This is a genomic window from Arenimonas malthae CC-JY-1 (genome assembly GCF_000747075.1).
In the GTDB taxonomy this organism is placed as follows: domain Bacteria; phylum Pseudomonadota; class Gammaproteobacteria; order Xanthomonadales; family Xanthomonadaceae; genus Arenimonas; species Arenimonas malthae.
Genome location: NZ_AVCH01000161.1, coordinates 21356 through 41277, shown reverse-complemented (window position 1 = coordinate 41277; position 19922 = coordinate 21356). Strand labels below are relative to the sequence as shown.

Annotated in this window: 18 protein-coding genes; 7 read left to right on the top strand and 11 right to left on the bottom strand. The window is 73.0% G+C overall.

Translation table 11 applies throughout. The annotated features are described in order from the left end of the window. The first annotated feature begins 36 nt into the window (after positions 1 to 36). Complete coding sequence (locus tag N790_RS08780) at positions 37 to 699, top strand: phosphoribosyltransferase (RefSeq protein ID WP_245593763.1); 663 nt, start codon at positions 37 to 39, stop codon at positions 697 to 699. Positions 700 to 702: 3 nt separating this feature from the next. On the opposite strand, the gene N790_RS08775 is transcribed toward N790_RS08780, so the two are convergent. The 9 genes from N790_RS08775 to N790_RS08735 all read right to left on the bottom strand — a co-directional run bounded on the left by N790_RS08775 (position 703) and on the right by N790_RS08735 (position 9513). Further along, positions 703 to 948, bottom strand: coding sequence for a hypothetical protein (locus N790_RS08775; RefSeq protein WP_043803349.1), 246 nt, complete (start codon positions 946 to 948; stop codon positions 703 to 705). Between the two features lie 114 nt (positions 949 to 1062). Beyond that, a complete protein-coding gene (locus N790_RS08770) occupies positions 1063 to 2343 on the bottom strand; it encodes a tetratricopeptide repeat protein (RefSeq protein WP_043803347.1) in 1281 nt (426 codons plus the stop codon). A 45-nt stretch (positions 2344 to 2388) separates the two neighbouring features. Beyond that, positions 2389 to 3555, bottom strand: a complete 1167-nt coding sequence (locus N790_RS08765; RefSeq protein ID WP_156970013.1) for an MFS transporter — start codon at positions 3553 to 3555, stop codon at positions 2389 to 2391. Positions 3556 to 3559: 4 nt separating this feature from the next. Beyond that, positions 3560 to 5020 carry an NAD(P)-binding domain-containing protein gene (locus N790_RS08760; RefSeq protein ID WP_043803343.1) on the bottom strand — a complete coding sequence of 487 codons (1461 nt, stop codon included), beginning with the start codon at positions 5018 to 5020 and terminating at the stop codon, positions 3560 to 3562. Beyond that, positions 5020 to 5562, bottom strand: coding sequence for an arsinothricin resistance N-acetyltransferase ArsN1 family A (locus N790_RS08755; protein WP_043803341.1), 543 nt, complete (start codon positions 5560 to 5562; stop codon positions 5020 to 5022). The genes N790_RS08760 and N790_RS08755 overlap by 1 nt, the downstream gene beginning before the upstream one ends. Before the next feature lie 35 nt (positions 5563 to 5597). Continuing rightward, positions 5598 to 6137 (bottom strand): MarR family winged helix-turn-helix transcriptional regulator, encoded by a 540-nt coding sequence (locus tag N790_RS08750; protein WP_052385815.1) that lies wholly within the window; start codon positions 6135 to 6137, stop codon positions 5598 to 5600. Between the two features lie 87 nt (positions 6138 to 6224). Next, positions 6225 to 6926: a DUF481 domain-containing protein gene (locus N790_RS08745; protein WP_043803340.1), complete on the bottom strand. Its 702-nt coding sequence runs from the start codon at positions 6924 to 6926 to the stop codon at positions 6225 to 6227. 37 nt (positions 6927 to 6963) lie between these two features. Further along, a complete protein-coding gene (locus N790_RS08740; protein WP_043803338.1) occupies positions 6964 to 7752 on the bottom strand; it encodes a sterol desaturase family protein in 789 nt (262 codons plus the stop codon). Positions 7753 to 7854: 102 nt separating this feature from the next. Then, positions 7855 to 9513 carry an isovaleryl-CoA dehydrogenase gene (locus N790_RS08735; protein ID WP_043803336.1) on the bottom strand — a complete coding sequence of 553 codons (1659 nt, stop codon included), beginning with the start codon at positions 9511 to 9513 and terminating at the stop codon, positions 7855 to 7857. Between the two features lie 97 nt (positions 9514 to 9610). Between N790_RS08735 and N790_RS08730 the strand changes: the two genes are divergently transcribed. After that, the gene (locus tag N790_RS08730) at positions 9611 to 10006 is read left to right on the top strand and encodes a VOC family protein (protein WP_043803334.1); all 396 of its coding nucleotides are present in this window, start codon (positions 9611 to 9613) and stop codon (positions 10004 to 10006) included. A gap of 9 nt (positions 10007 to 10015) precedes the next feature. Here N790_RS08730 and N790_RS15250 read toward each other — a convergent pair whose 3' ends face one another. After that, complete coding sequence (locus N790_RS15250; RefSeq protein WP_052385814.1) at positions 10016 to 12589, bottom strand: diguanylate cyclase domain-containing protein; 2574 nt, start codon at positions 12587 to 12589, stop codon at positions 10016 to 10018. Positions 12590 to 12721: 132 nt separating this feature from the next. Here N790_RS15250 and N790_RS08720 point away from each other — a divergent pair, with 132 nt between their 5' ends. From N790_RS08720 to N790_RS08705, 4 genes are all read left to right on the top strand, one after another. Next, entirely contained in the window at positions 12722 to 13315 is a 594-nt protein-coding gene (locus tag N790_RS08720; RefSeq protein WP_043803333.1) for a GNAT family N-acetyltransferase, read from the top strand. Positions 13316 to 13354: 39 nt separating this feature from the next. Further along, positions 13355 to 16819, top strand: a complete 3465-nt coding sequence (gene mfd / locus N790_RS08715; protein ID WP_043803330.1) for a transcription-repair coupling factor — start codon at positions 13355 to 13357, stop codon at positions 16817 to 16819. A 65-nt stretch (positions 16820 to 16884) separates the two neighbouring features. Further along, positions 16885 to 17403: a SixA phosphatase family protein gene (locus tag N790_RS08710; RefSeq protein WP_043803328.1), complete on the top strand. Its 519-nt coding sequence runs from the start codon at positions 16885 to 16887 to the stop codon at positions 17401 to 17403. Between the two features lie 11 nt (positions 17404 to 17414). Further along, complete coding sequence (locus N790_RS08705; protein WP_043803324.1) at positions 17415 to 18278, top strand: pirin family protein; 864 nt, start codon at positions 17415 to 17417, stop codon at positions 18276 to 18278. Positions 18279 to 18285: 7 nt separating this feature from the next. Here N790_RS08705 and N790_RS08700 read toward each other — a convergent pair whose 3' ends face one another. Then, positions 18286 to 19134 (bottom strand): pirin family protein, encoded by an 849-nt coding sequence (locus N790_RS08700; RefSeq protein WP_043803321.1) that lies wholly within the window; start codon positions 19132 to 19134, stop codon positions 18286 to 18288. A 167-nt stretch (positions 19135 to 19301) separates the two neighbouring features. Here N790_RS08700 and N790_RS08695 point away from each other — a divergent pair, with 167 nt between their 5' ends. Then, positions 19302 to 19919 carry a GNAT family N-acetyltransferase gene (locus N790_RS08695; protein ID WP_084062794.1) on the top strand — a complete coding sequence of 206 codons (618 nt, stop codon included), beginning with the start codon at positions 19302 to 19304 and terminating at the stop codon, positions 19917 to 19919. Positions 19920 to 19922: the final 3 nt, after the last annotated feature.

Below are 19922 nucleotides of genomic sequence, written 5' to 3'. Positions count from 1 at the left end.
TCATCGGGCCGTGGCACCGTGACACGGAGCAGCCCGATGATGCGCCCCCGTTTCCTCGACCGTCGCGACGCCGGCCAGGCCCTGGCCGCGTCGCTCGCCCGCCACCGCGGCCTGGCCGATCCGCTGGTGCTGGCCCTGCCCCGCGGCGGCGTGCCGGTGGCTGCGGAAATCGCCGAAGCCCTCGGCGCCGAACTCGACGTGCTGGGCGTGCGCAAGGTGGCCCACCCGGCCAACCCCGAACTCGCACTGGCCGCCATTGCCACCGGCGGCGCGGTGGCGCGCAACGAGGCGGTGATCGAGGCGATGGGCGTGGACGACGCGGAATTCGAAGCCCTGGCCGCGCCCGAACGGCGCGAGCTGGCGCGGCGCGAACGCGCCTACCGCGGCGACAGGCCGCCGCCGCGCATCGCCGGGCGCACGGTGATCGTGGTGGACGACGGCGTGGCCACCGGCGCGACGATGTTCGCGGCACTGGCCACGCTGCGCGCGCAGGCGCCCGGAAAGCTGGTGGTGGCGGTGCCGGTGGCCGCCGCGGATACGCTGGCGGTGCTGTCGCGGGCGGCGGACGAGGTGGTCTGCCTGCAGGCCCCGGCCGATTTCATGGCCGTGGGCGCGTGGTACGAAAACTTCCCGCAGGTCACGGACGACGAGGTCCGCGCCTGCCTGCGGCGGGCGGCGCCAGGGGCACCGCCCGCCTGAGGGTCAGCCGACGCGCACCAGGCGGTAGCCCGGCATCGCGGTGTAGGAACGGTCCTGGGCGTAGCCGCTGCTGCGGCCGTAGCCGGTGCCGAAGTCACGGGCGCGGTAGCGGTCGGGGCGACGGGCCGGCAGTGCCTCGGCGAGCTCGACGACCGGCGCCGGGGTGGCGGGGACGGCCGCCCGGGCCACCGGCACGGACGCGACCGGGCGGGTCGGGAACAGGCGGTAGAAGGAGTTCAGGGCATTCATGGCCGGAGCCTCGTGAGTTGGTGTGTTGGTAATCTACAACACCTAACCAGAAGCGCCATGGGCCGGAAGTCATGTCCTGCAAATAATTGATCCTTGGTTCATTTTTCCCGGCGCTCAGCCGCCCCGGGAACCGCTGGCCGTGGCTCGGACCCGGTCCAGGGCGGCCAACAGGGTGCGCGCCTCGCCCGCCAGGGCATGGCCAGGGTGGCGGTCCAGCAGGGCCTGCAAGCGCTTGCGCGCGGGCTCGTCCTGGCCCAGGCGCTCGCTCTGCAGGGTGACGGCGGTGAGCACCACCTGCGGCAGGTCGGGGCTGTCCGGAAAGCGCTGTTCGAAGCCTTCCGCCAGCGCCACCGCCAGCTGCGACTGCCCGGTGCGCGCGGCCTGCGCCACCAGCCGCGCGATGTGTTCGGGCAACGCCAGTTCGAAGCCGGAAACACGCGCGCGGGTGTCGGCCACCACGGCCAGCGCGCGCTTGTCCTTGCCGGTCACCAGCAGGCTGCTGGCGTATTCGCGGTCGTGCGCGGCCAACGCCGGCAGGTCGCCGGCGGCGATGAGCAGCTCGCGGTAACGGTCGTGCACGGCGTCGGACGCGCCGCGGCCGCGGAACAGCCCCGCCAGCCGCTCGGCCGCCGCCGCGGGCTGGCCCTGCTGCGCCAATGCGTCGGCCTGCGCCATCGTCTCGTCTTCGATCGGATTGGCATGGACGCTGCGCGCCACCGCCGGCGTGATGTCCAGGCCCAGTTCGCGGTGGTGCCGGTGCAGCAGGTCGCCCAGCAGGTGGTAGCTGGCCACCAGCGAGTACAGCGCCACGAAGCTGCCCGGCAGTACGCCCATGCCGTAGGGCAGCGTCGCCGCGAACAGCGCCTGCACCAGCGCCGACAGCACGCCCAGCGCGGTGAACACCGCCACCGCCGACACATAGGCCCCGCCCAGCCGGCCGATCAGTTCGAACCACGCCAGCGGGTTGAGCGCGTTCGCATGGCTGTGGTTGATGGCCAGCAGCATGATGGCCGCGGGCATGAACAGCACGGCCAGCCCCAGCATCACCAGCGCCGGCACCGGCCCCACCCAGGCCGCGACCACGACGATGGGCAGGTAGACGACCAGCATCAGCAGCAGCTGCTCGATGGCGTCGCCGTCGGTGGCCAGCACGTCCTCGCCCTGCAGCGGTTCATAGCGGCCGTGCGCGGTGTTGGTGAGCGCTTCCACCGCCAGCTTGAAGCCCATCACCCAGAACGCCGCTTCGAACAGCAGGCCCAGCACGTTCGGCAAGTTGGCCAGCAGCCGCAGCAGCGACAGCGCCGCCAGGAAGGCCAGCATCTGCCCGCCGGCGGGATAAGCCAGCAGCGACGGCAGGCGCGGCAGCAGCGGTTCGGGGCGACGCGGGTCGGTCATCAGGGTTCTCCTTGTGCGCAGCCCGGGTCCGGACTCCACGCAAGGCTAGGGCCTGCGGGCGCCACTGGCCAGCGAACGCGCCGCCGGCACCGACGCCAGCAGCACCAGCGCCACAATGACCAGCACCGCCGGCATGCCCAGCGTTGCGGACGCGGCGACCACCAGCACCGGCCCGACCGCGCGCGCGATGCCCTGCACGCGGGCCACCTCGCCGTTCCAGCGACCCGCGAGCGCAGGGCCCGCCAGGCCCTGCAGCAGCCAAGGGCGCGCCAGCGTGTGCAGCCCCGCGCCCAGTCCGAACACGCCCACGCCCAGCGCCGCCGCGACCAATCCGCCGGACATGGCCACGACCAGCAGCCCCGCCGACTGCAGCACCAGCGGCCACCACACCAGCAGCGCCACGGACACCCGGCGGCGGCCACCGAGCAGCCAGAGGCGCCCGGGCAACTGCGCCAACCCGAAGCCCGCCAGCGCGCTGGCCGCGGCGACCGGCGCCTGCCCGCGCTGCACCAGCAGCGGCACCAGCAACGTCGTCAGCCCGGCGGCGGCGAAGGTGGCGAGCGGGAACACGACCCGCGCGGCCAGCGGAACCTTCCGGTGCGCCACGCCTGCGGGCGCCTCCTTCGGCAAGGCGATGGGTCGCGACAGCACCGGCAGCACCTGGCGTTCGAGCAATACGGCCATGGCGACGACCGACGCCGCGAACAGCAGCAGCGCGCCGCGCCAGCCGACGGTGTCGACCACCCACGCCAGCAGCGGCAGGAACACGGTGCTGGCGAGGCCGCCAGACACGGTCACGGCGGCCAGTGCGCGCAATCGCTCCCCGGCGTCGTCGAATGCACGGCCGACCAGGGCGAACGCGGCTTCGTACAGCAGGCCCGCCATCGCCAGCCCCACCAGCGACCAGCCCAGGACCAGGCCGAACGCACCGCGCGCCATCGCCAGCGACGCCAGGCCCGCGACGGCCAGCGCGGCGCCGGCGCGGAACACCGCGGCGGCGTGCCCCGCATCGAGCCAGCGGCCGATGCGCGGTGCGGACAGTGCCGCCAGCAGCAGGCCGAAGGAAAAGGCCCCGGCCACCGCCGTGCGATGCAGGCCCAGGCCGGCCTGCATCGGCAACAGCAACACCGGGAATCCGTAATAAAGCAGTCCCCAGTAAACGCACTGCGACGCGCCCAGCCACCACACCGCGCGGCGCCTTGCGGCGTGCATGCGCTCAGCCGCAGCAGGCGGCCACCGGCGCGCGCGCCGGCGCAGGCGCCGGGGCGCTGCAGCCGCAGCCACCGGCACCGGCGTTCCGTGCGATTTCGTCGCGCACGCAGCAGGCAGCGTCGTCGGCCTTCGGCGGTCCGCCACAGCAGCCGTCCTTGGCCGCCGGCACGACCTGCGCCGGCTTCGGGCCGCAGCACGACGCCGCCGCGGGCGCCTCTTCGTCGGCGAACTGGGTGATGCACACACCCGTTTCCGGCAGCACCAGTTCGACGCGGCGCGCGGCTTCCCAGTCGCCGGCGATCGCGGCGGCCACCGAACGCACCTGCTCGTAGCCGGTGGCGAGCAGGAAGGTCGGCGCGCGGCCGTAACTCTTCATGCCGACCAGGTAGAGGTCGGGTTCGGGGTGGCTGAGCTCCACGGCGCCGTGCGGACGCACGCTGCCGCAGCTGTGCTGGTTGGGGTCGATCAGCGGCGCCAGCGCGCGCGGCGCCTGCGTGCCGGGATCGAGGTCGAGGCGGATCTCGGCGTAGGGGCGCAGGTCCGGGCGGAAACCGGTGGTGGCCACGATTTCATCCACCGGCGGCAGCGCCACCTCGCCCGCGCGGCCGACGATGCCTTCCGCCGTGCGCTCGAGGCGGTCGAGCAGGAAACCCGTCGCCACCACCAGCGCGCCCTGCTCCACCAGGCCGCCGATGAGCTTGCCGAGCCGCCCGCGCTCCCTGAGCTGGTCGTGGTCGCCACCACCGAGCACGCGCTGGATCGAACCGCGGCGCAGGCCCCAGACGATCTGCATGCCCGGCTCCGTCCGTGCCAGCGTGGCCAGGTCGGCCAGCACGTTGAAGGCCGAATGGCCGCTGCCCAGCACGAGCACGCGGCGGCCGGCGTAACGTGCGCGGTCGGCGCCCAGCACGTCGGGAATGCCGTAATGGATGTTCGCCGCCAGCGCGGCCTCGCCCAGGGCCGGCAGGCCGGAAGCGCCCAGCGGGTTGGGCGTGAGGTAGGTGCCCGAGGCGTCGATGACCGCGCGCGCCTGCAGTTCGTGTTCACCGCGGGCGTCTTCGTAGCGCACCACGAAGGGCGACTGCGCGCGGCCGGCGTCCTTCATGCGGTCGCGCTGGTGCCGGCTGACGGCGGTGACGCGCGCCCCCAGGCGCAGGCGCGGCGCGATCGCCGGCGTGGCGGCCAGCGGCTCCAGGTAATCCCGCGCGAGTTCGCCGCCGGTGGGAAAACCGGCCGGGTCGGGCACGGTCCAGCCGGTGGGCGCGAGCAGGCGCACCGAGGCGGTGTCCACGTTGAACTCCCAGGGCGAGAACATGCGCACGTGCGACCAGCGCCGCAGGTTGGCGCCGACGCGCTCGCCGGCCTCCAGCACCAGCGGCTCCTCGCCGCGCTCGAGCAGGTGGGCCGCGGCGGCCAGCCCGACCGGGCCGGCGCCGATGACGATGACGGGAAGTTGCTTTTGCATCACGCACTCCTTGCGGCCGGTGCGGCCGTCTGCAGGTTTTCGGGGACCAGGCGCTCGACGATGACGACGTCGCGCCAGCGGCCGTCGAGGCGGCCGTGTTTTTCGTAGGTGCCGACTTCGCGGAAGCCGCAGCGGCGGCACAGCGCGCGGCTGGCGGCGTTCTCCGGGAAGATGCGCGACACCAGCTTCCAGAGGCCGCGTTCGCGCGCGGCGTCCACCAGCGCCTGCAGCAGCACCGTGCCCAGGCCCCGGCCACGCGCCGCCGGCGCGAGGTAGATCGAGAAGTCGCCGATGCCGGCGTAACACTCGCGCGGGCGATAGGCGGAAACGCCGGCCCAGCCCAGCAGCTGGCCATCGCCCGCTTCGGCCACCAGCAGCGGCCACTCGGCGGCCGCGGCGATGCCCGCGCCGACGTCCGCGGCGGAACGCAGCCGTGTTTCGAAGGTGGCCTGCCGGCCGAGGATGCCGTGGTTGTAGATGTCGGCGATGGCCGCGGCGTCTTCGGCGCGGGCGGTGCGGATGCGGGGCGTCGATGGATTCATATGGTTGGTAGTTGCAACTGTAGGGGCAAATTTTTTTAGCCGCAGCGCGACGGGGTGCCGTCGTCCGGCGCACAGGCCTCGGGGGCACAGGCCGCCCCGGCGACGAAACGCGCCTCGGCGCTGCGCGCCAGCCGATGGATGAGTTCGATGCTGGCGCGGCGCGTTTCCGCCGGCAGGTCGGCGATCAGCGCCTGCTGGCCTTCGACCAGGTCGTCGTTGATGCGGTGGTAGAGGCGCCTGCCCGCGGCGGTGGCGCGCAGGCTGACGGCGCGGCGGTCTTCGGTGTCGGGCGTGCGCTCGACGTAACCCTTGCGCACCAGGGCGTCGACCACGCGCGTGGTGGTGCTCTTGTCGAGGCGCAGGGCCGCGGACAGCACCTGGCTGCGCTGGGCGCCCTGCTCCACCAGCACTTCCAGCGCGTGGCACTGGGTTACGGAGATGTCGTGGCAGCAGATCCGGTCGCGGTCCCGGAACTGGTAGAGCCGCACCAGCGCCGAGAGCGCCACGTGCAGCGCCTGCGCGTCTTCGCGCAGGCGGGCGTCATCGGGGCGGGGCTTGGCGGGGCTGCGGGCCATGTCGGCTCATTTGGTTGCGTGTGCCAACCATATTCCCGCCGCGGGGCCGTCGTCAAGCCCCTCCCGGTGGCGGGAGGGGCGCGGCGCTTACTTCGCCTTGGGGCTCCAGACGATGTTCACCGAGGTCAGGGTGTCGGTGCGGCGGGTGCCGTCGGGCACGTCGGAGTTGCGGCGGGCCTGGTAGGCCGCCTTCAGCGCCAGCGAGCGGTTGATGCTGACGGCCAGGCCGATGTCGTTCTGCACGAAGGTGTTGTCGCCCGTGGCTTCGACCAGCAGCGTGTTGAAGAACTGGGTCGAGTCGGTGAGCCGGTGCTGGTAGTCGGCGAAGCCGCGCAGCAGCGCGCTTTCCTCCACGTCGCCGGTCTCGGCCAGGCGGGCGCGGCGGGCGCCGGGGCCGCCTTCGAGCTGGAAGCTGCGGCCCTCCTCGCGCACCAGCCAGCCGCCGTAGTTCACCGCCATCGTGGCCTGGTAGTCGTAGGCGGCGAAGTCGTCGTCCTCGTAGCGCGCGGCGGCGCCGAGGTAGGTGCGCTCGCCGAACTTGCGCGCCAGCTTGGCGGCGGTTTCGTAGCGGCTGGCGGTGAGCTCGTCGGATTGTTCGGCGCGCAGCGCGGCCAGGTGGTACTCGTGGGTCCACAGCGCGTCCTCGGCCTTGAGGCCGAGGCGCCCGTTGATGCTGGTGGTGTCGGAGTTGCCGGATGTGCTGACGGCGCCCAGCTCGGCGCTGGGCTGCCACTGGGCGAAGGCGGGCGAGGCGGCCATCACGGCCAGGCACAGGATGCGTCGGAACATGGGCGTTAAGCGCCTCTTTGTCGTGGGGAGGCCCTATTTAACCGTCCGCCGCATGAACAGGCGCGGAGCCTGCGACGCGCTGCGCGGAGACGTCGCGCATGCGCAGCATCTCGCCAACGCGCAGCGAAGCGCCGTCGTGGAAGCCCGCCTCGGGGGCGAAGTCACGCGGGTTGTTCAGGGTGCCGAAGACCAGGTCGACCACCGGCAGCTCGCAGTAGTTGTCGCGGTGCCGGCCGCGCGCGTGGTGCCAGGAATGGCTTTCCGGCCGCTGCACCAGGTAACCCAGCCAGCGCGGCGTGCGCACGTTGGCATGGGTGAACACCGCCATCACCGTCAGCAGCCACAGCGAGATGGCCGTGGCTTCGGGGGCCAGGCCCACGACGACCACCAGCGCGAGGCTCGCGACCGCGGTGAAACCCAGCACGTCCAGCGGCGAGAACCAGAACGCGCCCCAGGTGTCGAGCCGTTCGGCGCTGTGGTGCATCTGGTGGAAGGCACGCCACAGCCGCGGGCTGGCGTGCATGGCACGGTGCCAGCCGTAGGCCAGCAGCTGGTAGGCCAGCACGCCGACCGCCACGCCCGCCCAGGTGGGAAGGTGGCGAAGGTCGAACAGCTGCCACTGCACGAGCGTGGCGCCCCACAGCAACGGCAGGTAGGACGAGCCGAGGAAATACAGGGCGAAACTGGCGCTGGCGCGCAGCCGCCAGGCCGGCGACGCGGGCAGCGGGCGGGCCGGCGCGAGCGCCTCCCAGAGCATCAGGGCGGCGTAGGCGGCGAGGATGGCGAGCGAGACGGGGGACAGCAGCAGGTCGAGCGGCGTGGGCATGGCAGTGATGGCTTGCGTTGGGGGAAACGCAGGCTAGCCAGCGCCCGGAGTCGGCTCCATGGCGATTTCGGAAGCAGTGCGGGCCGATCGGGACGCGCCCGTTCAGGGCAAGGCGCGCTCCAGCAGCAGGTCCCACGCCGCGCCCGCCGGCAAGGTGCCGAAGGCGAGGCCACCGGCGCCCCGCAGGCGGGATTCGCAGAACGCTTCGGCCACCGGCGCCGGGGCACCGCGCAGCAGCAGCGAGGCCTGCAACGCCAGGGCCATGCGCTCGGCCAGGTGGCGGGCCTGGGGTTCCAGCGTCTCCGCCGGCGCGCGCAGGCGCTCGCGCAGCCTCGTGGTTTCGGCGTCGAGCGCGGCATGGCCGCCGCGGGCGGCGTCGAGTTCGGCGAAGAAGGCCTCGGCGCTGGCGGGTTCGCGGGCCAGCGCGCGCAGTACGTCCAGGCACTGGATGTTGCCGCTGCCTTCCCAGATCGAATTCAGCGGCGCCTGCCGGTACAGCCGCGGCAAACCCGTTTCCTCCACGTAGCCCACGCCGCCCAGGCACTCCATCGCCTCGCCCACGAAGGCCGGCGTGCGCTTGCACACCCAATACTTGCCCAGCGCCGTGGTCAGGCGCGCGAACGCCGCTTCGCCGGCATCGCCGCGCTCGCCGGCGTCCACCGCGCGCGCCACGCGGAAGGCCAGCGCGGTGGCGGCCTCGGATTCCAGGGCCAGGTCGGCCAGCACGTTGCGCATCAGCAGCTGCGCGGACAGCACCTTGCCGAAGGCCCGGCGATGGCGCGCGTGGTGCAGCGCCTGCACCAGCGCCTGCCGCTGCAGGCTGGCCGAACCGAGCAGGCAGTCGAGCCTCGTGAGCGCCACCATCTGCAGGATCGTGGCCACGCCGCGCCCCTCCTCCCCCACCAGCCAGGCCAGCGCGCCCTGGAACTCGACTTCGGCGCTGGCGTTGCTCCAGTCGCCCAGCTTGTCCTTCAGCCGCTGGATGCGCACCGCGTTGAGGCCGCCGTCGGGCGCGAAACGCGGCAGCAGGAAGCAGCTGAGCCCGCCCGCGGCCTGGGCCAGCACCAGGAAGCCGTCGCACATCGGCGCCGAGAAGAACCACTTGTGGCCGACCAGCTCGTACAGCCGGCCCGGCCCGGGCGCGGCCACGGGCGTGGCGCGCGTGCTGTTGGAACGCACGTCGGAGCCGCCCTGCTTTTCGGTCATGCCCATGCCGAGCGTGTTGCCGGGCTTTTCCCAGGCCGGAACGTGGCGCGGGTCGTAACGGCCATCGAAGACGCGCGGCAGCCAGGCGTCGGCGAGCTCGGGCTGGTGCCGCAGCGCCGGCACGCAGGCGTAGGTCATGGTGAGCGGGCAACTGCTGCCCTGGTCGGCCTGGTTGTGCAGGAACATCAGCGCGGCGCGCGCCACGTGCGCACCCGGCCGGCCCGCGTGGCGCCAGGCGAAGTTCGGCACGCCGTGCGCCACCGCCGTGGCCATGAGCTGGTGGTAGGCCGGGTGGAACTCCACCTGGTCGATGCGCCGGCCCCGGCGGTCGAAGCTTTGCAGGCGCGGGCGGCATTCGTTCGCCAGCCGTCCCCATTCCATCAGTTCGCCGCCGGCCAGCGCGCCGTAGGCGGCGACCCCGGCTTCGGCCCAGCCGCCGCCTTCGCGCGCCAGGGCCTCGCGCAGCGGCAGGTCGGTGGTCCAGGCGTCGTAGGGGGCCAGCGCCGGCGGCTGGTTCTCGACGACGTGGGTGCTGAAGCGTTCGCGCGTGTCCATGGCCGCCTCCGTGTCCGGTCATTCTGCCGTCCGGCGTCGGCATCGCCAACGCGCCGCGGCGGCGCCTATCATCCCCCCTCGCCCCGGGAGAAACCGCATGAAGCCGAGCCTGCGCAAGATCACCGCCGTCCTGCCCGTCGCCGCGATCGAACCCTCGCTGCCCTTCTGGGAGGCGGTGGGCCTGACGCGCACCGTGGAAGTGCCGCACGGCGACGCCCTCGGCTTCGTCATCCTCGCCGGCCGCGACCTGGAGGTGATGCTTCAGACGCACGCTTCGATCGCCGAGGACATGCCCAGCCTGGCCGAGGCCTCGCGCCAGGGGCCGACGTTCCTGTTCATCGAAGTGGACAACATCGACGCCATCGAACGTGCCCTGGCGGGCCGGGAGCAGGCCTTCGCGCGCCGCACCACCTTCTACGGCGCCACCGAGGTGGGCTACCGCGAGCCGGGCGGGCATTACGTCACCTTCGCGCAGTTCCCGCCGGGCGAATAAGCCGCCCGCTCAGTCCACGTCCACCGAGCGCCAGGCGCCGCGGCCCGCGGCCTTGGCGGCGTAGAGGGCGTGGTCGGCCGCGGCCAGCAGCGGCTCGGGCGCCGCGCCCGACGTGGCCATGGCGATGCCGATGCTGGCGCCTACCTGCAGCGGGCCGCCCGGCAGCGCCACCGGCTCGCGCATGCGCTCGAGCAGCTTGGCGGCGATGGATTCGGCCGCCGCGCGGTCCACGGCGCCCTCCACCAGCACGGCGAATTCGTCGCCGCCCAGGCGCGCCACCAGGTCGCCGATGCGCACGCAGCGGCGCAGCCGGCGGGCGAATTCGCGGATGACCGCGTCGCCGGCGGCGTGGCCGCGGCTGTCGTTGATGGCCTTGAAGTGGTCGATGTCCAGGAACAGCAGGGCCAGCGGCGCGCCCTGCCGCCCGGCGCGCGCGCAGGCCGCCGCGAGGCGCTCGTCGAACTGGCGCCGGTTCGCCAGGTCGGTCATCGCGTCCACGCGCGCCAGGTGGTCGAGCTGGCGTTCGGCCTGCTTGAGCGCGGTGATGTCGTAGGTGAAGGAGAAGACGCCCACCACCCTGCCCTGCGCGTCGCGGTCGGGCACGTAGGTGGTGTGGAAGTCGTAGTCCTTGCCGTTGATCTGCGTGCTGCCCTCGACCTCGGTGGTCTCGCCGGCCAGGGCGCGGTCGAGGTAGGGCTTGAGGTGGGCGTAGAGTGCGTCGCCGCGCACTTCGCGCACGGTGCGGCCGACGAGGGTTTCCGGCTCCACGCCCATCACCTGGCGGGCATAGGCGTTCATGAAGGAAAACCGCTCGCTGGTGTCGATGTGGGCGATGAGCGCGGGAATGTTGTCGGTGATGGCGCGCAAACGGTACTGGGTGGCCGCCAGCGCCTGCTCGGCGCGCACGCGCACGCTGACGTCGCGCGCGGCCACCATCACCTCCGGCTGGCCCTCGGCGCCGTCCACGCGGCGCATCAGGCCCTCGAGCCAGATCGTCACGCCGTTGGCGTGGGACTGGCGGTAGAGCACGGTCTCGGCCTCGCCACCGGCGGCGATGCGCTCGAACGCCGCATGCAGCTGCGGCAGGTCGGCCTCGGGGATGCCGGCCCGCGGCGACGCGGCGAAGGCCTCGGGCGCCATGCCCAGCAGTTCGCGGCACGAGGGCGAGACGTAGTGCACGGTGCCGTCCACGCCGAAGCGCAGCACCAGGTCGCTGGCGTTGTCGGCGAGCATGCGGTAGCCGGTTTCGCTGGCGCGCAGCCGGGCCAGCAGTTCCCGCTGCTGGCGCTGGCCGCGGCGCTGCGCGAAGAAGAACGCCGCCAGCACCACCAGCATGCCCACGCCAAGGCCGCCCAGGGCATTGGACAACTGGTTGCTGCGCACCAGCGCCTCGTTGCGCTCGCGCTCCAGCGCCGTTTCGGCCTGCAGCCGGCGCAGCTCGAATTCCTGCTCGGCGTAGCGCAGGCGCGCCGCGAAATCGTCGTAGGCCTGGCCCCGCGTGGCCTGCTCGATGGCGGCGTCCAGCGCCAGGTAGCGGCCCACCAGCGGCGCCATCCGGCCATCGTCGCGGCCGGCGGCCAGCAGCACCTGGATCAGCTCGCGCAGCACCCGCAGTTCGTCCTGGTCCAGGCCGAGGCTGGCGAAGGCGTCGAGCGCGAGGCGCAGTTCGGCCTCGGCGCGGGCGAAGTCGCGCGCATCCTGCGCGGCCAGCCCCATCACCTCGTGGCCCAGGCCGCCGACCTGGCTGTTCTTGAGCCGTTCGGCCAGCGCCAGCACGCGCTCGCCGTTGCGGCGCTGGCCGGCCTGGTCGCCGCCGATGCGGGCCAGGCGCGCGGCCTCGAGGTAGAGCTCGGCCTCGAGCTTGGGGTCGCGCTCCTCCCGGGCCAGGCTGGTGGCCTCGCGCAGCGATTCGGCGGCCCCGCCGACTTCGCCGCGCTGGGCCTGGGCCCGCGCGAGGTTGCGCAGCAGGCGCGCCTGCATGGCCGTGGCCACGCCGGCCGGCAGCGCCGCCAGGCCGCGCCTGGCGTAGTCGGCCGAGAGCGCGCTCTTGCCGAGCGAAAAGCTCATCGACGAATAGGCCAGCATGATGTCGGCGAACAGTTCGGGCTGCGGGTTCGCCGCCAGCACGCGCTGCGCCTCGGCCAGCAGGCGTTCGCCGTGGCCGTAGTCCTGTTCGGCGATGCGTCCGCGCGCCTCGGCGATCAGGCCGCGCACCTGCAGCAGCGGGGCGCCCGCGGCCAGCGCGGCTTCGGCGGCCGCGGCGCCGGCATTGCGCTGGCAGTCCCAGTCGGCCACCACCCGGCAGGCGTTGGCGCGGGCGAGCTGGAGCAGGGCGATGCGGCGCTCGTCGCCACGCATGCGCGCCTCGTTGAGCGCTGGGCCCAGTTCCCTGAGCACGACGTCGGGTTCGCGCAGCGCGCGCAGCTCCAGCGGGTCGCGCTCCACCCCGGCCAAGTCGGCGGCGTCGGCCACCGGCGCGGCGACCGGGGCCGGTGCGACATGGGCCTGGGCCGGAAGCCACGGGCAGAGCAGCAGCCCGGCGAAGACCGCCGCATTGCGCCAAGCCTGGCCTTGCCGTTGCATCGCGGCCCCCCTTCCCGTCGGCCCGAGCGTAACAACCTGCCCGATGGGTCACAATGCTCGCCGCCGCGCCCATGAACGGAACGGGCACGGAATAGAGCACGCCTGCAACCTGTTGCTGGGATGCTTCGCGCGATGACCCCCGGAACCCCTCGCCCCGCCAGCCGCCGCCCGTCCCGCCGCCCCGAGCGGACCGACGTGCTGCGCCTGCCGGATGGCCGCGAGATGTGGATCCGCCCGGTCAACCCGCTCGACGCCGGCCCCATCGACGGCGCCTTCCAGTTGCTCAACGAAGACGAGGTGCGGCGCCGCTACCTGCACCCGGTCAAGGCCTTGTCGCCGGAATACCTGCACGCGCTGGTGAACCCGGTCCCCGGCGAACACTTCGCCGTGGTGGCCGCCGAGCCCCTGCCGCCCGGCGAAGCGCTGGTCGGCGCGCTGGCGCGCCTGGACCGCGACCCCGGCAGCGACAGCGCCGAATTCGCCATCCTGGTCTCGCACTTCCTGGCCGGCCAGGGCCTGGGCCTGGCCCTGATGCGGCGCCTGGTGGAATGGGCGCAGGCGAACGGCATCCGCCACATCTGGGGCGACGTACTCGACGACAACACGGCGATGATTGCGCTGGCCCAGGCCGTGGGCTTCCGCCGCGAGCACATCCCCGGCGCGTTCGGCGAGGTGCGGGTGACCCTGGACCTCGACGACGCCCCCGCGCCGCGCCGCCGGCGCTGAAAACCCCGTCACGCCGGCTGCGGTAAAATCCGCGGCCTCATGACCCGCCCCCTCCTTCCCAGCGCGCCCCGTCCCCGGGCGGGCCAGCAGCGCGCCCTCTGGCGCGCCCCTTCCAGCGCCAGCGCCTTCGCCCTGGCCCTGGCCGAAACCGCGCGCCGGCACGACGGCCTGGTGCTGGCCGTCACCCGCGACAGCCACGGCGCCCAGGCGCTGGAACACGACCTGCGCGTATTCGCCGGCGAAGGCGCCGACGCCCTGCCGGTGCTGCACTTCGCCGATTGGGAAACGCTGCCCTACGACCTGTTCAGCCCGCACCCCGACATCGTTTCGCAGCGCGTGGCGGCCCTGTACCGGCTGCCCACCACGCGCCGCGGCGTGCTGGTGGTGCCGGTGGCCTCGCTGATGCAGCGGCTGCCGCCGCCGTCCTGGATCGCCGGCAACACGCTCGACCTGCGCAAGGGCCAGAAGCTCGACCTCGACGCCGAGAAGCGCCGCCTCGAGGGCGCCGGCTACCGCAACGTGCCGCAGGTGCTCGACCCGGGCGACTTCGCCGTGCGCGGCGCCCTGCTCGACCTGTTCCCCATGGGCTCGGACCTGCCCTACCGGGTGGAGTTGTTCGACGACGAAATCGATTCGCTGCGCACCTTCGACCCCGAGACCCAGCGCTCCGACCACCCGGTGGACAGCGTGCGCCTGCTGCCCGCGCGCGAGTTCCCGCTCGACGCCGAGAGCGCGAAGCGCGTGCGCGAGCTGCTGCGCGAGCGCTTCGAATTCGACCCGCGCCGCTGCCCGCTGTACCAGGACCTGAAGGAAGGCGGCGCGCCGGCCGGCATCGAGTACTACCTGCCGCTGTTCTTTGCGCAGACCGCCAGCCTGTTCGACCACCTCGCCGGCGACACCCTGGTGGTGCTGGGCGACGGCGCGGCGGAATCGGCCGAGGCCTTCTGGGCCCAGACCAGCGACCGCTGGGAGCAGCGCCGCCACGACATCGAGCGACCCATCCTGGCGCCGGCCGAAATCTACCTGCCGCCGGAAGAGCTGCGCGCGCGCCTGAACAAGACCGCGCGCATCGAAGTCTGCGGGCCGCAGCACGCGCAGGCCGACAAGGCCATCGCCCTGCCGGAGCAGCCGGCGCCCTCGCTGCCCTGGAGCCAGAAGGGCGGCGACCCGGGCAGCGCGCTGCTGGGTTTCCTGCGCGCCTATCCGGGCCGCACGCTGCTGGCCGCCGATTCGGCCGGCCGGCGCGAGGCGCTGCTGGAGCTGCTGGCCTCGGCCGACCTCCGGCCCGCGGTGCTGTCCGGCTGGGATGCCTTCCTCACCGGCGAGGACCGCTTCGCCATCACCGTGGCGGGGCTGGAGGACGGCTTCGCGCTGTCCGAGCCCGCGCTGGCCGTGCTCACCGAGCGCCAGCTCTTCCCCGAGCGCGCCGAGCAAAGCCGCCGCCGCAAGCGCGCCGTGCGCGACCCCGACGCGGTGCTGCGCGACCTGAGCGAGATCTCCATCGGCTCGCCGATCGTGCACGAGGACCACGGCGTCGGCCGCTACCAGGGCCTGGTGGCGCTCGACAGCGGCGGCATCCGCGGCGAGTTCCTGCAGATCGAATACGCCAAGGGCGACAAGCTGTACGTGCCGGTGTCGCAGCTGCAGCTGGTGAGCCGCTACTCGGGCGCGTCGCCGGAACACGCGCCGCTGCATTCGCTGGGCGGCGAGGCCTGGGAGAAGGCCAAGCGCAAGGCCGCCGAGAAGGTGCGCGACGTGGCCGCCGAGCTGCTCGAGATCCAGGCGCGCCGGCACGCCCGCAAGGGCCTGGCGCTGCCGCTGGACCGGGCCATGTACGAACCGTTCGCGGCCACCTTCCCGTTCGAGGAAACGCCCGACCAGCTGGCGGCCATCGACGCCGTCATCGCCGACCTCGGCCAGGCCCAGCCGATGGACCGCGTGGTCTGCGGCGACGTCGGCTTCGGCAAGACCGAAGTGGCCGTGCGCGCCGCCTTCGTCGCCGCCGTGGCCGGCAAGCAGGTGGCGGTGCTGGTGCCAACCACCCTGCTGGCCGAGCAGCACTACCGCAATTTCCGGGACCGCTATGCCGACTGGCCGATCCGGGTCGAGGTGCTGAGCCGCTTCAAGTCGCCCAAGGAAATCAAGGCGGCGCTGGCGCAGCTGGCCGAGGGCAAGATCGACGTCATCGTCGGCACCCACCGCCTGCTGCAGCCCGACGTGAAGTTCCACGACCTGGGCCTGGTGATCGTGGACGAGGAGCAGCGTTTCGGCGTGCGCCAGAAGGAGGCGCTGAAGGCGCTGCGCGCCGAGGTGCACCTGCTCACGCTCACCGCCACGCCCATCCCGCGCACGCTGAACATGGCCATGAGCGGCCTGCGCGAGCTGAGCATCATCGCCACCCCGCCGGCGCACCGGCTGGCGGTGCAGACGGTGGTGACGCCCTGGGACGGCAACCTGCTGCGCGAAGCCTTCCAGCGCGAGCTGGCGCGCGGCGGCCAGGTGTATTTCCTGCACAACGAAGTCGACAGCATCGAGAAGATGGCGCGCGAGCTGGGCGAACTGGTGCCCGGGGCGCGCATCCGCATCGCCCACGGCCAGATGCCGGAGCGCGAGCTCGAGCAGGTGATGCTCGATTTCCACCGCCAGCGCTTCAACGTGCTGGTGTGCACCACCATCATCGAATCGGGCATCGACATTCCCAGCGCCAACACCATCATCATCCATCGCGCCGACCGCTTCGGCCTGGCGCAGCTGCACCAGCTGCGCGGCCGCGTCGGCCGCTCGCACCACCGCGCCTACGCCTACCTGGTGGTGCCGAACCGGAAGACGCTCACGCCCGACGCCGAGAAGCGCCTGGAGGCGCTGGCCTCGCTGGAGGAACTGGGCGCGGGCTTCACCCTGGCCACGCACGACCTGGAGATCCGCGGCGCCGGCGAGCTGCTGGGCGAGGACCAGAGCGGCCAGATGGCCGAGATCGGCTTCAGCCTGTACACCGAGCTGCTCGAGCGCGCGGTGAAGTCGATCAAGTCGGGCAAGATCCCCGACTTCGACCCGGCCACGCGCCACGGCGCCGAAGTGGAGCTGCACATCCCGGCCCTGATCCCCGAGGACTACCTTCCCGACGTGCACGCGCGCCTGACGCTCTACAAGCGCATCGCCTCGGCCCGCGACGAGGATGTGCTCAAGGAGCTGCAGGTGGAGATGGTGGACCGCTTCGGCGTGCTGCCCGAGCCGGCCAAGCAGCTCTTCGCCGTGGCCGAGCTGAAGCTGGCCGCCACGCCGCTGGGCATCCGCAAGCTGGAGCTCGGCCCCACGGGCGGGCGCTGCACCTTCCTGCCGCAGCCCACCATCGACCCCATGTCGGTGATCCGCCTGATCCAGTCGCAGCCCAGGGTCTATGCCATGGACGGGCCGGACAAGCTGCGCCTGAAGATGGAGCTGCCCGACGCCGCCTCGCGCCTGCGCACGGCGCGCGGCCTGCTGGCGCTGCTCGCGCGGGGCTGAACCAACGGCACGCGCGCTTCGCCCCGGGGCCGTTATGCTGGGCGAAACCCACGCGGATCCCGCCCATGTCCCGCCTGCTGCCCGCCGCCCTGTTCATGCTTACGCTTGCCGCCGCCCTGCCCGCCCACGCCCGCGACACCACCGTGGTCGTGGTGGTGCGCCATGCCGAGAAGGCCAGCGACGACCCGCGCGACCCGTCGCTCACCGACGCCGGCCGCGCCCGCGCGCAGGCGCTGGCGGCGACGCTGTCCGGCGCCGGCCTCGACCTCGTGGTGAGCACGCAGTTCCGCCGCACCCGCGACACCGCGGCGCCCGCGGCGCAGGCCGCGGGCCTGGAGGTGCAGGTGCGCCCCGTGGACGCCTCGAACGCCGCCACCTACGCCACCGACCTCGCCCGCGACCTGCGCGCGCTGCCGGCCGGCAGCGCCGTATTGGTGGTGGGCCACAGCAACACCGTGCCCGGCATCGTGGCCGAGCTCTCGGGCCAACCGGCCGCGGAGATGCCGGAAACCGAGTACGACCGCTACACCGTGGTGCTGCTCGACGCGGACGGCGCCGCCCGCGTCGTCACCAGCCGCTACTGAGGAGGCCTCCCATGCCGCAGCTCCTTTCCCCGCGCAGCCACGACCTCGGCGGCGGCTTCACGGTGAAGCGCCTGCTGCCGCAGGCCGGCCGCCGCAGCGTCGGCCCCTTCGTGTTCTTCGACCACATCGGCCCGGCCGAACTCGACCCGGCGCACCCGATGGCGGTGCGCCCGCACCCGCACATCGGCCTGGCCACGGTGACCTACCTGTGGGAGGGCGCGATCATGCACCGCGACAGCCTGGGCTACGCGCAGGAGATCCTGCCCGGCGACGTCAACTGGATGACCGCCGGCCGCGGCATCGTGCACTCCGAGCGCACGCCGGAACGCCTGCTCGGCAAGCCTCAGCGCATGCACGGCCTGCAGACCTGGGTGGCGCTGCCGAAGGAGCACGAAGAAGCGGCGCCAGCGTTCGCCCACCACCCCGCCGCCACGCTGCCGGTGGTCGAGCTGCCGGGCGTGCGCCTGCACGTGGTGGCCGGCGACGCCTTCGGCGAACGCTCGCCGGTGCAGGTGCTGGCGCGCACGCTGTACGTGTCGGTCGAACTCACGGCCGGCGCGGCGCTGTCGATCCCGGCCGAACACGCCGAACGCGCGCTCTACGCCGTGGAAGGCGAACTCACGCTCGACGGCGAAGCGCTGCCGCTCGAACACCTGCTGGTGCTGGAGCCCGGCACCGAACCGCTGCTGCGCGCCGCCTGCGACGCGCGCGTGATGCTGCTGGGCGGCGAGCCGCTGGACGGCCCGCGCCACGTCTGGTGGAACTTCGTGTCCAGCTCGCGCGAGCGCATCGAGCAGGCCAAGGCCGACTGGCGCGAGGGCCGGCTGGGCCAGGTGCCCGGCGAGACCGAATCGATCCCGCTCCCGGAGCGCTGAGCGCCGCTCAGAAGCGCCCGGCCTGGTAGTCCGCGAAGGCCTGGCGCAGCTCGGCCTCGGTGTTCATCACGAACGGGCCGTAACGCGCCACCGGCTCGCGCAGCGGGCGGCCGGCCACCAGGATCACCCGCGAATCGGGCGACATGCCTTCGAGCACCACGCGATCACCCGGGCCGAGCACGGCCAGCTCGCGCGCCGGCACGCTGCGCGCCGATTCGCCCTCGCCGATGCGCACCGACCCTTCGAACACGTAGGCGAAAGCGCTGTGCCCCACGGGCACCGACTGCTCCACGCGCGCGCCGGGCTGCAGCGACAGGTCGAGGTAGATGGGATCGGTGGCTGGCTGCGCGATCGGGCCCGTGGCGCCGCCGGCGTCACCGGCGATCACCTTGGCGCGCGCGCCGGGGCCGAGCTCGACCTCCGGGAAACGCTCCGGTCCGTATTCCTGGTAACGCGGCGCGGTCATCTTCTGCGCGGCCGGCAGGTTGATCCAGAGCTGGAAGCCGCGCATGCGGCCTTCTTCCTGCTCGGGCATCTCCGAGTGCACGATGCCGCGGCCGGCGGTCATCCACTGCACGCTGCCGGGCACCAGCACGCCCTCGTTGCCGTGGTTGTCCTTATGGCGCATGCGGCCGTCGAGCATGTAGGTCACGGTCTCGAAGCCGCGGTGCGGGTGCGCCGGGAAGCCAGCCAGGTAGTCCTCGGGCCGGTCGGTGCCGAATTCGTCGAGCATCAGGAACGGGTCCAGGTCCGGCAACTGGGGCGTGCCGATGACGCGGGTCAGCTTCACGCCGGCGCCATCGGAGGCGGCCATGCCGCGCAGGGTGCGCAGGACGGGGCGGACGGTGGGGCTCATGGGGCGACTCCGGTCGGGTGGATAGCAGGAATGATGGGGGCGGCCGGGCGCCGGGATCAGGCCGGCAGCCCGCAACGCAGGGTTGCAGGGCGCCCCGGCGGGTGCAAGCGCGGCCGGTCCGGGGCCCGTCATGCGTTCTAACGGGTAACCCAGCCCCCCGATGTCCCATGGCCCTGCGCGACATGCCCACTGCCCGCCGCAGCCGAACCGCCCACAGCCCGCCCCCGGCCGGGCCCGACCGGCTTCCCACGCTCGTGGCCCCGCGCCTGCAGCTGCGCTGGATCGAGCCGGCGGACCTCGAAGACCTCTACGCTGTGTTTTCGGACCCGGAAGTGATGCGCTTCTGGAGCCACGTGGCCTGGCCGCACCGCGACGAGGCCAGCATCTACCTCGAAGCCATCCACCGCGGGTTCGAACAGGGCGACCTGTTCCAGTGGGGCATCGCGCTGCGCGGCGACGACCAGGTGATCGGCACCGCCACGCTCTACGCCATCGACCACGCCCAGGGCCGCGCCGAGCTGGGCTTCGCCCTTGCGCGCGAGCACTGGGGCCGCCGCTACGCCCGCGAGGCGCTCACCGTGCTGCTCGACCACGCCTTCGGCCAGCTCGGCCTGCGCCGCCTCGAAGCCGACGTGGACCCGCGCAACCAGGGCTCGCTCAACACGCTCGAAGCCCTCGGCTTCCGCCGCGAGGGTTACCTTCGCCAGCGCTGGCAAGTGGCCGGCGAGCTGCAGGACAGCGTGCTCATGGGCCTGCTGGCCAGCGAGTGGCCTTCGGCCCGCTGAGCC

Bases quoted from the DNA above. Each gene is read 5' to 3' on its own strand.
- N790_RS08780 (WP_245593763.1), top strand. From the start codon at position 37: ATGATGCGCCCCCGTTTCCTCGACCGTCGCGACGCCGGCCAGGCCCTG.
- N790_RS08775 (WP_043803349.1), bottom strand. From the start codon at position 948: ATGAATGCCCTGAACTCCTTCTACCGCCTGTTCCCGACCCGCCCGGTC.
- N790_RS08770 (WP_043803347.1), bottom strand. From the start codon at position 2,343: ATGACCGACCCGCGTCGCCCCGAACCGCTGCTGCCGCGCCTGCCGTCG.
- N790_RS08765 (WP_156970013.1), bottom strand. From the start codon at position 3,555: ATGCACGCCGCAAGGCGCCGCGCGGTGTGGTGGCTGGGCGCGTCGCAG.
- N790_RS08760 (WP_043803343.1), bottom strand. From the start codon at position 5,020: ATGCAAAAGCAACTTCCCGTCATCGTCATCGGCGCCGGCCCGGTCGGG.
- N790_RS08755 (WP_043803341.1), bottom strand. From the start codon at position 5,562: ATGAATCCATCGACGCCCCGCATCCGCACCGCCCGCGCCGAAGACGCC.
- N790_RS08750 (WP_052385815.1), bottom strand. From the start codon at position 6,137: ATGGCCCGCAGCCCCGCCAAGCCCCGCCCCGATGACGCCCGCCTGCGC.
- N790_RS08745 (WP_043803340.1), bottom strand. From the start codon at position 6,926: ATGTTCCGACGCATCCTGTGCCTGGCCGTGATGGCCGCCTCGCCCGCC.
- N790_RS08740 (WP_043803338.1), bottom strand. From the start codon at position 7,752: ATGCCCACGCCGCTCGACCTGCTGCTGTCCCCCGTCTCGCTCGCCATC.
- N790_RS08735 (WP_043803336.1), bottom strand. From the start codon at position 9,513: ATGGACACGCGCGAACGCTTCAGCACCCACGTCGTCGAGAACCAGCCG.
- N790_RS08730 (WP_043803334.1), top strand. From the start codon at position 9,611: ATGAAGCCGAGCCTGCGCAAGATCACCGCCGTCCTGCCCGTCGCCGCG.
- N790_RS15250 (WP_052385814.1), bottom strand. From the start codon at position 12,589: ATGCAACGGCAAGGCCAGGCTTGGCGCAATGCGGCGGTCTTCGCCGGG.
- N790_RS08720 (WP_043803333.1), top strand. From the start codon at position 12,722: ATGACCCCCGGAACCCCTCGCCCCGCCAGCCGCCGCCCGTCCCGCCGC.
- mfd (WP_043803330.1), top strand. From the start codon at position 13,355: ATGACCCGCCCCCTCCTTCCCAGCGCGCCCCGTCCCCGGGCGGGCCAG.
- N790_RS08710 (WP_043803328.1), top strand. From the start codon at position 16,885: ATGTCCCGCCTGCTGCCCGCCGCCCTGTTCATGCTTACGCTTGCCGCC.
- N790_RS08705 (WP_043803324.1), top strand. From the start codon at position 17,415: ATGCCGCAGCTCCTTTCCCCGCGCAGCCACGACCTCGGCGGCGGCTTC.
- N790_RS08700 (WP_043803321.1), bottom strand. From the start codon at position 19,134: ATGAGCCCCACCGTCCGCCCCGTCCTGCGCACCCTGCGCGGCATGGCC.
- N790_RS08695 (WP_084062794.1), top strand. From the start codon at position 19,302: ATGGCCCTGCGCGACATGCCCACTGCCCGCCGCAGCCGAACCGCCCAC.